The organism is Streptomyces minutiscleroticus (assembly GCF_014650875.1).
GTDB lineage: Bacteria > Actinomycetota > Actinomycetes > Streptomycetales > Streptomycetaceae > Streptomyces > Streptomyces minutiscleroticus.
Genome location: NZ_BMVU01000023.1, coordinates 122,780 through 134,211, shown reverse-complemented (window position 1 = coordinate 134,211; position 11,432 = coordinate 122,780). Strand labels below are relative to the sequence as shown.

Annotated in this window: 11 protein-coding genes and 1 pseudogene; 7 read left to right on the top strand and 5 right to left on the bottom strand. The window is 73.3% G+C overall.

Annotated features, from left to right (window positions below; genetic code table 11):
* From IE271_RS22250 to IE271_RS22240, 3 genes and pseudogenes are all read left to right on the top strand, one after another.
* Positions 1–109 (top strand): annotated as a pseudogene (locus IE271_RS22250) (6-phosphogluconate dehydrogenase); the annotation flags it as partial.
* Positions 110–114: 5 nt separating this feature from the next.
* A complete protein-coding gene (locus IE271_RS22245; RefSeq protein ID WP_190192150.1) occupies positions 115–726 on the top strand; it encodes a histidine phosphatase family protein in 612 nt (203 codons plus the stop codon).
* 88 nt (positions 727–814) lie between these two features.
* Positions 815–1,270: a tellurite resistance TerB family protein gene (locus tag IE271_RS22240; protein WP_190192149.1), complete on the top strand. Its 456-nt coding sequence runs from the start codon at positions 815–817 to the stop codon at positions 1,268–1,270.
* Between the two features lie 43 nt (positions 1,271–1,313).
* Here the strand turns inward: IE271_RS22240 and IE271_RS22235 are convergent, their stop codons facing one another.
* Positions 1,314–3,197 (bottom strand): bifunctional sugar phosphate isomerase/epimerase/4-hydroxyphenylpyruvate dioxygenase family protein, encoded by a 1,884-nt coding sequence (locus IE271_RS22235; RefSeq protein ID WP_190192148.1) that lies wholly within the window; start codon positions 3,195–3,197, stop codon positions 1,314–1,316.
* A gap of 178 nt (positions 3,198–3,375) precedes the next feature.
* The gene (locus IE271_RS22230) at positions 3,376–4,251 is read right to left on the bottom strand and encodes a shikimate dehydrogenase (protein ID WP_190192147.1); all 876 of its coding nucleotides are present in this window, start codon (positions 4,249–4,251) and stop codon (positions 3,376–3,378) included.
* A gap of 257 nt (positions 4,252–4,508) precedes the next feature.
* On the opposite strand from IE271_RS22230, the gene IE271_RS22225 reads away from it, so the two are divergent.
* Together IE271_RS22225 and IE271_RS22220 are read left to right on the top strand one after the other, a co-directional pair.
* The gene (locus IE271_RS22225) at positions 4,509–5,174 is read left to right on the top strand and encodes a TetR/AcrR family transcriptional regulator (RefSeq protein WP_190192146.1); all 666 of its coding nucleotides are present in this window, start codon (positions 4,509–4,511) and stop codon (positions 5,172–5,174) included.
* A 388-nt stretch (positions 5,175–5,562) separates the two neighbouring features.
* Positions 5,563–6,918 (top strand): MFS transporter, encoded by a 1,356-nt coding sequence (locus IE271_RS22220; RefSeq protein ID WP_190192145.1) that lies wholly within the window; start codon positions 5,563–5,565, stop codon positions 6,916–6,918.
* Positions 6,919–7,230: 312 nt separating this feature from the next.
* Here the strand turns inward: IE271_RS22220 and tgmB are convergent, their stop codons facing one another.
* Positions 7,231–8,253, bottom strand: coding sequence for an ATP-grasp ribosomal peptide maturase (gene tgmB, locus IE271_RS22215; RefSeq protein ID WP_190192144.1), 1,023 nt, complete (start codon positions 8,251–8,253; stop codon positions 7,231–7,233).
* 16 nt (positions 8,254–8,269) lie between these two features.
* Positions 8,270–8,461 (bottom strand): putative ATP-grasp-modified RiPP, encoded by a 192-nt coding sequence (gene tgmA, locus IE271_RS22210; protein WP_190192143.1) that lies wholly within the window; start codon positions 8,459–8,461, stop codon positions 8,270–8,272.
* Between the two features lie 405 nt (positions 8,462–8,866).
* On the opposite strand from tgmA, the gene IE271_RS22205 reads away from it, so the two are divergent.
* A complete protein-coding gene (locus tag IE271_RS22205) occupies positions 8,867–9,202 on the top strand; it encodes a serine hydrolase (RefSeq protein WP_190192142.1) in 336 nt (111 codons plus the stop codon).
* 452 nt (positions 9,203–9,654) lie between these two features.
* Here IE271_RS22205 and ribA read toward each other — a convergent pair whose 3' ends face one another.
* Positions 9,655–10,326, bottom strand: a complete 672-nt coding sequence (gene ribA, locus IE271_RS22200; RefSeq protein WP_190192141.1) for a GTP cyclohydrolase II — start codon at positions 10,324–10,326, stop codon at positions 9,655–9,657.
* Positions 10,327–10,628: 302 nt separating this feature from the next.
* Between ribA and IE271_RS22195 the strand changes: the two genes are divergently transcribed.
* On the top strand, positions 10,629–11,405 hold the full coding sequence (locus IE271_RS22195; RefSeq protein ID WP_190192140.1) for a creatininase family protein: 777 nt from the start codon (positions 10,629–10,631) through the stop codon (positions 11,403–11,405).
* Positions 11,406–11,432 lie beyond the last annotated feature (27 nt).

Here is an 11,432-nt window from a genome sequence, read left to right as displayed (position 1 = left end):
CTCGCTCTTCGCCCGCTTCGCCTCCCGCCAGGACGACTCGCCGCAGATGAAGATGATCGCCGCACTGCGCAACCAGTTCGGCGGCCACGCGGTCGAGTCGGCGAAGTAACCGCCGTGGGGGATCTGCTGCTGGTCCGTCACGGTGAGACCGAGTGGAGCAGGTCGGGACAGCACACCAGCTTCACCGACCTGCCCCTCACCGAGCGGGGCGAGGAGCAGGCCAGGTCGCTTGCCCCGCTCCTCGCCGGGCGGACCCTGGGCCTCGCCCTCGTCAGCCCGCTCGCCCGGGCGGCGCGGACCGCGGAGCTCGCGGGCGTGACCGCGACGGTGACCGAGCCGGACCTGCACGAGTGGGACTACGGGGCGTACGAGGGCGTCACGACGGAGGAGATCCAGCGCACCCGGCCCCAGTGGTGCCTGTGGGACCACGGCGTGCCGCCGGGACCCGACGGGCACCCCGGCGAGATGCCGGACGCGGTCGGCCGACGCGCCGATCGCGTCCTGTCCCGTGTGGACGAGGCGCTGAAGGCCGGTGCGGGCGACGTGCTCCTGGTGGCGCACGGGCACTTCCTGCGGGTGCTCACGGCCCGCCGCCTCGGGCTGCCGCCGAGCGCGGGCAAGCTGTTCAAGCTGGAGACGGGCACGCTCAGCCGGCTCTCCACCGAGCACGGCTGGCCGGTGATCGCGGAGTGGAACGCCCGCGGAACTTCCGCGGACGTCCGCTAGTTTCTACTACGCTGTAGAAACTAGCTCAGGCTCCGGCCCGCCCTCTTCCCGGGGGCGGGCCGGACCGCCGACACCGTATGGAGTGCGCATGGCCCTGTGGGACCGCCTCAAGGAGTCCGCGTCGACGATGCAGACGCAGCTGCTGGCGAAGAAGAACGACCTGAAGAGCGGCGCCTTCCGCGACGCGAGCATGGCGATGTGCGCGCTGGTCGCCGCCGCCGACGGCACCGTCGACCCCTCCGAACGGCAGCGCGTGGCCCAGCTCATCGCCACCAACGACGTGCTGCGCAACTTCCCCGCGGACGACCTGCGCCGCCGCTTCGAGGACAACCTGGACAAGCTGGCCGCCGACTTCGCCTTCGGCAAGGTCAGCGTCCTCCAGGAGATCGCCAAGGCGAAGAAGAAGCCCGCCGAGGCGCGGGCCGTCATCCAGATCGGCATCGTGATCGGCGGCGCCGACGGCGACTTCGACAAGGACGAGCAGGCGGTGGTCCGCGAGGCCTGCTTCACGCTGGACCTGCCGCCGCACGAGTTCGACCTCTGACGAGGCCCTGCGGGCCCTCCTCCGGGCCCGTACCGCCCTCCGCTCAGCCCCCGTACCGCTGCGCGTGCTGCGCCGCCAGCCGGACGGGGGCGTTCTGCGCGCCGTAGCCGCGGTAGCCCGCGTCGCGCTGCACCAGTTCGAAGAAGAGGCGGCCGACGGTCTCCGTGTAGCAGTGGCGGAACGCGCCGCCCTCGTCGCGGTCGTACAGGACGCCCAGCTCGCGGTAGGTCTCCAGCTCTCCGGGGGCGAACGCGTACCGGGCCGCGAGGTCGTCGTAGTAGTTCCCCGGCACCGGCAGCAGCCGGCCGCCGGCCGCGCGGAAGCGGCGGGCCGCCGCGACGACGTCGTCGGTGGCGAGCGCGATGTGCTGGACGCGGGCGCCGTCGTCGCCGGGCGCCGGCCCCACGGAGAGCGCGATGCGCACGCCGCCGTCGGCGTTCGTGACGGCGCGGCTGCGCCACAGCCCGTACGGGTCGGCCACGTCCACGCTCTCCTGCGCGCGCAGCCCGAGCACGCTGCGGTGGAACAGCGACGCCTCGTCGAACTGGTGCCAGGGCTGGGTCAGGGCCAGGTGGTCGATGCGGCGGACGGCTCCGGCGTCCGCGTCCACGCCCGACTCGGCAACTCCGGCGTCCGGTACGCCGTCCGTCCCGGCCCGCTCCGCGTGCCGCGGCACGGCCTCGAAGTCCCGCGTCCAGCTGGGCAGTCCGTCCCGGTCGGTCGCGCAGAAGAACAGCTCCGTGCCGTCGGGCGCGGCGACCGCGTCCAGGGGCGCGTCCTCGGGGGCGCGGCGGCGCGGCAGCACCGGCGCGAGCAGCGACTCGGCGCGCCGGGCGGCACCGGCCGGGTCCGGCGACTCCAGGCCGATCGCGGCGAGGGCGGTGCCTCCCCCGCTGCCCGAAGGGCGTGGCGGCCGCCCCCAGCGGCGGACGGCGGGCCCGGTGTTGAGCAGGACGCGGGCCTCGCCCTGCTGCCAGAGGTCCACCGGCTTGCTGCGGTGCCGGGCGGTGCGGGTGAAGCCGAGCGCGCGCAGGAGCGCCGAGACGGGCTGCGCGTCGGGGGCGACGAGTTCGGCGAAGGCGACGCCGGTGGGGACGACGGGCGCGGGCGGCTCGGCGAGGCCCGCGGCCTCCTGGAGCACGCGCAGCGAGCGCTGGGCGTCGACGGCGGTCGGCCCGGCCTCCGCCTGCCGGAACACGTCGTTGAAGACCTCCAGGGACAGCGGCCCCCGGTACCCGGCCCGCACCACGTGCCCCAGCAGGCCGGCGACGTCGAGGCCGCCCTGCCCCGGGAAGCAGCGGTAGTGGCGGCTCCACTGCAGGACGTCCATCGCCATCAGCGGCGCGTCCGCGAGCTGCAGGAAGAAGATCTTCTCGCCGGGGATGTCCTCGATGCCCTCGGGGCCGCAGCCGCGGGCGAGGATGTGGAAGCTGTCCAGGCACGTGCCGAGCGCCGGGTGGTCCGCCGCCCGGACGATGCTCCAGGCGTGGTCGTACGTGTTCACGTGCCGTCCCCAGGCCAGCGCCTCGTACGCCACGCGGACGCCGAAGTCCTGGGCCCGCTCGGCCAGGGCGTGCAGTTGCTCTGCGGCGAGCGCGTCGTCGTCCACGGCGTGCGGCGAGACGCTGGAGCAGACGAGCACGGTGTCGGCGCCCAGGCGCCGCATCACCTCGAACTTGTGCTCCGCGCGCCGCAGGTTGCGGGCGAACTCCCCGGCCGGGACCGCCTCGATGTCGCGCATCGGCTGGTAGAGGTCGACGCTCAGGCCGAGGTCGGCGCACCGGGCGCGGACCTCCTCGGGCGCGAGGGGGCTGGCGAGCAGGTCGTTCTCGAAGATCTCGACGCCGTCGAAGCCGGCCCGGGACGCGGCGGTGAGCTTCTCGGTCAGGGTCCCGCTGAGCGAGACGGTGGCGATGGACGTACGCACGTCGGTACCTCTTCTCTGCGTCGGGCGCCGCGGCGCCCGGACGGGCCGGGCTCCGTGGTGCCTGGACGGGCCGGACTCCGTGGTGCCTGGACGGGCCGGACTCCGTGGTGCGTAAATGGGCCGGACTCCGTGGTGCCCGGACGGACCGGGCACCACGGCACCCGTACGGTCCGTACGGTCAGTTGCGGGCGCCCGCCGCGCCGGCCAGCTCGGCGATGTCGGCCAGCATGCGCGCGCTGTCGGGTTCCCGCCCCGTGAACAGGCGGAAGGCGTCGGCCGCCTGGAAGACGGCCATGCCGCCGCCGTCGAGGGTCGCGCAGCCCAGCGCGCGGGCGGTGCGCAGCAGCTCGGTCTCCAGCGGGCGGTAGACCACCTCGGCCACCCACAGGCCGGGGCGCAGCAGCTCCGCCGGGAAGGGCAGTCCGGGGTGCGCGGCCATGCCGGTGGGCGTGGCGTGCACGACGCCGTCTGCGCGGGCCAGCAGGGACGGCAGCAGGTCGGGCGTGGCGGCGGCGGCCCGGCCCGCGCCGAAGTGCCGGTTCAGGGAGTCCGCGAGGCCGGCGGCGCGGTCGGCGAGGGCGTCGACTACGGTGACGCGCCCCGCGCCCAGGGTCAGGCCGGCGTGCGCGACGGCCGCGCCCGCCCCGCCCGCGCCGAGCTGCACGACCCGCTCCAGCGGGGCGTCCGGCAGCCCGCGCGCGAAGGACGCCGCGAACCCGGTGACGTCGGTGTTGTGCCCGACGGCCCGGCCGCCGTCGAAGACGACGGTGTTGACCGCGCCGAGCGCCTCGGCCTGCGGGGACAGCTCGTCGAGGTGCTCGACGACCAGCTGCTTGCAGGGGTGCGTGATGTTGAGCCCGTCGAAGCCGAGGTCGCGGGCGGCGCGCACCAGGTCCCCGACGGCGGCCGGAGCCGCGCCGAGCGTGTCGAGGTCGATCAGCCGGTAGAGGTAGCGCAGCCCCTGCCGGTCCGCCTCGCGCTCGTGCAGGGCGGGGCTGAGCGAGGGGCCGATGCCGGAGCCGATCAGACCGACGAGGTAGGAGTCCTGGGGCACGGAGAGCCTCCCGAGGCCGGTGGCGCCGGGCCACCGCCCGGGCGCCGCCGCGCAAGTTATGTACGAACTGGTTCGTTAGTCATATCAGGACGCGGCGCCGCCGGGAAGACCCGCGGGGCCGCGTCCCCCGGGCCCCGCGCCCGGTCTCCCCCGCGCGGCACCGGGCCGGCGCGGACCCGCGCCCGGCACGGCCGCGGCCCCTGCTTCTACAATCGCGAGCAATCGCGCGCACTTGGCCCCTCGCCCGAAGGAACCCGATGACCAGCGTCGAAGAACCGGCCCGGCCCAACGGGCGCATCCGCGACGCGGCCCGCACGAAGGCCGAGATCCTCGACGTGGCGACCACGGAGTTCGCCCGCGCCGGGTACGACGGGGCCCGCGTCGACGAGATCGCCGCCCGCACCCGCACCACGAAGCGGATGATCTACTACTACTTCGGCGGCAAGGAGCAGCTGTTCACCGCCGTGCTGGAGCGCGCGTACTCGGTGATCCGCCAGGCCGAGCAGGAACTGGACGTCGAGCACCTGGACCCGGTCGCGGCGATCCGCCGGCTCGCCGAGGTCACCTTCGACCACCACGAGGCGCACCCCGACTTCATCCGCCTGGTGAGCATCGAGAACATCCACGACGCCGCGCACATCACGGCCTCGGAGGAGCTGGGGCGGATCGGCTCGCCCGCCCTGGAGGTGACTGGCCGCATCCTGCGGGCGGGGCGCGAGTCCGGGCTGTTCACGGCCGACGTCGACGCGGTGGACCTGCACGCGCTCATCAGCTCGTTCTGCTTCTTCCGGGTCGCCAACCGGCACACGTTCGGCGCCCTGTTCGGCCGCGACCTGACCGCCGCCGAGCAGCGCGAGCACTACCGGACGATGCTCGGCGACATGGTCATCGCGTATCTGACGGCCGACCGCTCGGCGGACTGACCGGCCGGGCGGCCGACCGGCACCGCCGGGCGACCGGCGGCCGGCACCGCCGGGTGCCGGGACGGGCCCGCGCCCCGCCCGGCACCCGGTCCGGCCTGCGCCGCCGCCCCTCCTACGACTTTCGGCACGACCCCTTGACACCCGGGAAACGCGGGCGCAACATCCGTAGCCATCGCTACTAACTACCCAGTGGGTTAATTAGCCGGACCGGCCGCACACCGTCGACCGCACACCCGTCGAACGGAGGGCCGTCGTACCGCCGACGGCCCGCGCACCGCCCGGCAACGGCCGCCCCGTCACCCCGGGCTCCGGCACCCCGCCGCCTCCCGCCCCTTCACCGCCCGCCCCGCACGCTCCCGTCCCCGGAGCCCCTCCCAAGGAGCACGCCGTGTCAGTCCACGACGCACCGCCCGACGCCCCGCCGGGCCAGCCGCGCAAGGCCGCGCTCGCCGCATGGATCGGCAGCGCCCTGGAGTACTACGACTTCTTCATCTACGGCAGCGCGGCCGCGCTGATCTTCCCCGAGGTCTTCTTCGACGAGTCGGACCCGGCGAGCGCGACACTGCTGTCACTGGCGACCTTCGGCGTCGCGTACGCGGCCCGCCCCGTCGGCGCGTTCTTCCTCGGCCACTTCGGCGACCGCCTGGGCCGCAAGAAGATCATGGTCTTCACGCTGTTCCTGATGGGCCTGTCCACGTTCCTCATCGGCTGCCTGCCCACGCGCGAGCAGGTGGGCACCCTGGCCCCGGTCCTGCTGGTGCTGTGCCGCGTCCTGCAGGGCGTCTCCGCGGCGGGCGAGCAGGCCAGCGCCAACTCCATGACGCTGGAGCACGCGCCGGCCGACCGGCGCGGCTGGTTCACCAGCTTCACCCTCAACGGCACGCAGGCCGGCCAGCTCCTCGCGACCCTCGTCTTCATCCCCGTCGCCGCGCTGCCGGAGGAGCACCTGCTGTCGTGGGGCTGGCGGATCCCGTTCTGGCTGAGCGTCGCGGTCGCCGTCGTCGGGTGGTTCATCCGCCGCAACCTCCAGGAGACGCCCGCCTTCACGCGGCAGGCGTCCACCGAGGGCGTGGCGAGGCTGCCGCTCGCCGTCCTGCTGCGCGAGCACTGGGCGGACGTGCTGCGGGTGATCGCGGGCGCCTTCGTCGCCTCCGTCAGCACGATCTTCACGGTCTGGGCGCTGGCGTACGCGACCGGCGACTCGGTCGGCATGGACCGCACCTCCATGCTCTGGGTGGGCGCGCTCGCCAACCTCGTCGCGCTCGGCGCCATCCCGCTGTGGGCCCGGCTGTCGGACCGCGTCGGCCGCCGCCCGGTCTACCTGGTGGGCGCCGCGGGCAGCGCGGTGGCGATGTTCCTCTACCTCTGGGCGATCTCCACGGGCTCCTACCCGCTGGTGCTGCTGCTCGGCATCGTCGCCTTCGGCGTCGTCTACAGCGCGGCGAACGGCGTGTGGCCCGCCTTCTACGGTGAGATGTTCTCCACCCGGGTACGGCTGTCGGGCGTGGCGATCGGCACGCAGATCGGCTTCGCGGTCGCCGGGTTCGCCGTGACGTTCGCGGCGCGGATCGCGGGTCCGGACGGCGACGACTGGTTCGCGGTGGCGCTGTTCACGGCGGCGCTGTGCGTCCCGCCGGTGCTCGCGGCCGTGACGGCGCGCGAGACGCACAAGATGCCGACGGAGCGGCTCGGCGAGCGGCCGCGCGAGGACACGGCCGACGGCCGTGAGCGGGTCACGGCCTGACCCGCACCCCGTCTGATCCGCACCCCGCGCCCCGCGAGGTCCCCGTACGGCCACGGCCGTACGGGGACCTCGTCACAGGCGGGCGCACGGAAGCCGGGCACCGGGGCTTGCGGGTGGTACGGAAGCCGTGACGCCGGCGTCATGAGCGCCATGGAAGCCGAAGCCGGGCACGGGGACTTCCGGCGGTACGGCCGCTGGGGCGCCCGGCCGCCGTGCCGCCCGGCGGCCCTCCCCCACGACGGCCCTCCCACCCGGCGCTCCTCCCGCCCGGTGGTCGGGCGTTCTCGTGCCTCCGGCCTTCCGGTCCGATGGTCAGGCGTCCTCGTGCCCCCGGCCCTCTCCCGCCCGGACCCGGCTGCGTCCGGCGCCGTTGCCGGAGGTCCCGGGCGCGGCCGGGACGGTGTCGGCGGCCAGCCACTCGGCGACGGCGCGGGCGATGGGCAGCCCGGTGTCCATCTCGATGAAGCCGAACTGCCCGGACTGGTTGCACTCGAGGAACCACCAGATCCCGTCGGCGTCCTCGGCGAAGTCGAAGGCTCCGTAGGCCAGCTCCGCGTCGCGCAGGTAGGTGCGGACGGCGGCGGCGACGCGCGGCGGTGCCTCCACCGGACGCCACGGTTCGCTGCCGCCCGCGAAGCGGACGTCCACCTCGTCGGGGTCGGCGTCCGGTGTGACGGCCTTGCGCGCGGTGAAGATCCTGTCGCCGACGCAGGTGAGCCGGATGTCGGCGCGCTTGGCCACACGCCGCTGCAGCAGCGTCGGGCCGTAGGCGACGGCCGAGAAGTCGGTGCCGGGCGCGACCCGGCTGGTGGGCACCGCCATCGGCGGCTCCTGCGGGTGCGCGCCCGAGACCGGCTTGACCACCAGGTCCGGGAAGCGCTCGGCGAAGCCGCGGGCGGCCTGCGGGAAGGTCGTGACGAGGGTGGCCGGCACGGGCAGCCGGCTGCGCTGCGCGAGGTGGAGCTGCCAGGGCTTGTGGCGGGCCCGGCGGGCCGCGTCGGGATGGTTCATCCAGCGTGCGTCGGTGCTGCGCAGCATGCCGTAGAACGCCTGCCGCGCCTCCTCCGTCAGCCAGGCGGACGGCTCGGCCACCCGCGAGGCGGGCAGGCCCGGCCGGCGCACCCAGACGGATCGCAGGCCGCTCATGCTCACGATGCGGCCGTAGGCGGAGAGGTGCCCCTGGAAGACGCCGTGGACGTACTCGCCGGACAGGGCGACACCGCCGGGCAGGTCGGCGGGATCGAGCCGGACGACCGGCACACCGGTCCCGTCGAGCTCGGCCACCACCATGTCCGCGGTTACATCCTGTTCGCACGTCAGGATCAGAACCGTCATTTTCCGGACCCGTGCCTCAGTCGTCGAAGTGGGTCTTGGACCCCGCGGTGGACGTGGTGGCGCCCAGCTCTCGCAACAGGGCGTAATCATGGGCGGCGAGCCGCCCGTCCGGAAGAATGTTCAATTGCAGTACGCAGTCATAGGCATACGGAGCGCTGACCTCCAACTGAGCCGCGGGTCGAGCATAGTTGAGCGCGAACGGCCGCATGGGAACTCCTTGTCCGGTACTTCTTCAAGCAAGTGGATCGTGACGCTCCGCGTACCCGTTTTCCCGGGGGTCCGCCCCGCGTCACCGAGATATACGACTCGACCGAGCGAATGGTTGCCTCACGGAGAGTGACCGCTGGACTTGTGTACGAGCTTTGTTCGCGAGGCCCCTCATCTGCCGGTACCCCCTGATGGCTAAGACGCGTCCGGACGCGTTGAGGATCCGGGGTCGCGCCGCAGCTCAGCGCATAAGGCGCACTTCTGCGTGATCGCTTCGCTACGCGCACCACCGCGTCCGCCCGCGCGCTACCCGCGTCACCGCGTGCCAGTCGCACGGGGCGGATGCGGCGCTGATTTTTCGCCGCGAAACGCAAGAAATGCCGCTCCCCGCGACAGGAGTCGAAGCATGAGGGAGCTGCGACAAGAGATGCAATCGGCCGACGCGACTTTGAATTCGAAGGCGTTAAGCCATTTGGACCAACACTTCATACGGTATGTGGACCAGGGAACCCTCCCGGGTTTCCTTTTGCCCGTCGCCAGGAAAGGCCGTGTCGCGCATCTCACACTCCACGGAAGCCGGAACCGGGTGGCCGGGCCGCCGGCCGAAACGGACACAGTGTGGCGGATGCACTCAATGACGAAACCGGTGACATCCGTCGCGGCACCGCCCCTGTCGGAACACGGAGCGCCGGATCTCGACGCCCCTCGGGGGACCTGCCGCCCGACGTCCGCCGCTCCGTGACGCCCCACGCCCTCGGGTCGATGACGGCCGACCAGCTCCCGTAGGGCATCCGGCGCTTGGGCGGCCCGGTGCACGCCGTGCCGGACAACGCCGGCGCCGGCTTCGGGCCGGGCGTCTGGGCGTCCGTCGACCCGGCGCGCACCCGCCCCCGTCGAGCAGGGGCGCGTACGGCTGGAGCGGGGTGGCGGGCACGACGTTCCGGGTGGACCCGGCGAACGGCCCGGGGGTTCGGACGGGACGGCCCGAAAGGCGCGGGCGGAACGGTCCGAGGAGTACGGACGGGACGGCCCGAGGGGTATGGATCGGGCGGCCCAAAGGGTACGGGCAGGACGGCCCGAGGGTGCGGGCGGGCGGCGGTCGCCCCGGTCCCGGGCCCGTGCGTCCGCCCGCGCCCGGGCGACCGGGTGACACCGCCTCACCGGCCGACGCGCCGGGGCCGGCGCGCCGCCGTCTCAGGACCAGTGCGCCACCGCGTCCAGGTGCGGCAGGTGGTGGTCCATGCGCTCGCGCTTGGTGCGCAGGTAGCTGATGTTCTGCTCGCGCGGCGGTATCAGCAGCGGCACCTGCTCGGTGACCTCGACGCCGTGGCTCTCCAGCGCCTCCCTCTTGCGCGGGTTGTTGGACAGCAGGCGCACGGAGGGCACGCCGAGGTCGTGCAGCATCCGTGCGGCCACCCCGTAGTCGCGGGCGTCGACCGGCAGGCCGAGCGCGAGGTTGGCCTCGACCGTGTCCAGGCCCTCGGCCTGCAGGCGCATCGCCCGGAGCTTCGCCAGCAGGCCGATGCCGCGGCCCTCGTGGCCCCGGAGGTAGACGAGGACGCCGTGCCCCTCGGCGACGATCGCCCGCAGCGCCATGGACAGCTGGTCGCCGCACTCGCAGTGGGTGGAGCCGAAGGCGTCCCCGGTCAGGCACTCCGAGTGCAGGCGGGTCAGCGTCTCCTCGCGCCCGCCGACGTCGCCGTGGATCAGGGCCACCTGTTCGTCGCCCCGTTCCAGGTCCAGGTAGCCCACGGCGCGGAATTCGCCGTACTTGGTGGACAGGTCCAGGTCCACCACTCTTTTCACCCCCGGCGTCCGGACCGTCGGACCGATCGCGTCGGCGTGCCGTTCCTGTATTTCCGTCATGCTCCGCATCCCCTCTTCCGTGTCCGCGTCGTTCCGCTCACCGCCGGCACTCGCGCGCCGTGCACTTCCGCTCTCCCGCGTCTTCGTGCTTTTCCCTCTCCGCACTTCCGTACTTCCGCGCTTTCGCCCTCCGATGCTTCCGTGCTTTCGCGCTTTCGCACTTCCGTTCTTCGGCGCTTCCGTGATTCCGTACTCCTGTGCTCCGGCACTTCCGCGCTTTCACGCCTCCGTGTTTTCGCGTGTTCGCGTGTTCGCGTCTTCGCGCACCTTCGTGCTTTCCGGAACGAAAGGCCCTTTCACCCATGAGCGCTTCACCGGCACCCCTGTCCCCGCACGGCCCGCTGCCGCTCGACACCACCGAGGACGTCCGGGCGTGCCGGGCCCGCGTGGCCGTCCTCCCGGTCGGCAGCTTCGAGCAGCACGGGCCGTACCTGCCGCTGGCCACGGACACGCTCGTCGCCTGCGCGATAGCCCGTGAACTGGCCGCCGCCCACCCGGTGTTCCTCCTTCCGCCGGTGACCCTGTCCTGCTCCCACGAGCACGCGGCCTGGCCCGGGACGGTCAGCGTCTCCGCGGTCACCCTGCACGCCGTCGTACGGGACGTGGCCGCCTCGCTGCGCCGGTCCGGCGTCACGTCCCTGGCCGTCGTCAACGGCCACGGCGGGAATTACGTGCTGGGCAATGTGGTGCAGGAATCCGCGGGCAGCGGGACCCGTATGGCCCTTTTCCCCGCCGTGGAGGACTGGGAGGAGGCGCGGGCCCGGGCGGGCCTGGAAACCTCGATGCTCAGCGACATGCACGCCGGGGAACTCGAGGCGTCCGTTCTTCTGCACGCTCATCCGGAGGCTCTCCGCCCCGGTTACGAGACGTCCGACTTCCTCGCCGACGATCGCAGGCATCTTCTCACTCTCGACATGTCCGCCTATACGGAGTCCGGTGTCATCGGGCGTCCCTCTCTCGCGTCCGCCGCCAAGGGAAAGGAACTCCTGGCGGGACTCGTCGAATGCTTCGCCCCGTATCTCTCGATCCTGGAGGCGGAGCCCTCGGACGGGGCCGCGACGCGGGCGGCCGGCGCCTGAGAACGGGCCGGGCGGGCCCGGGGGCGT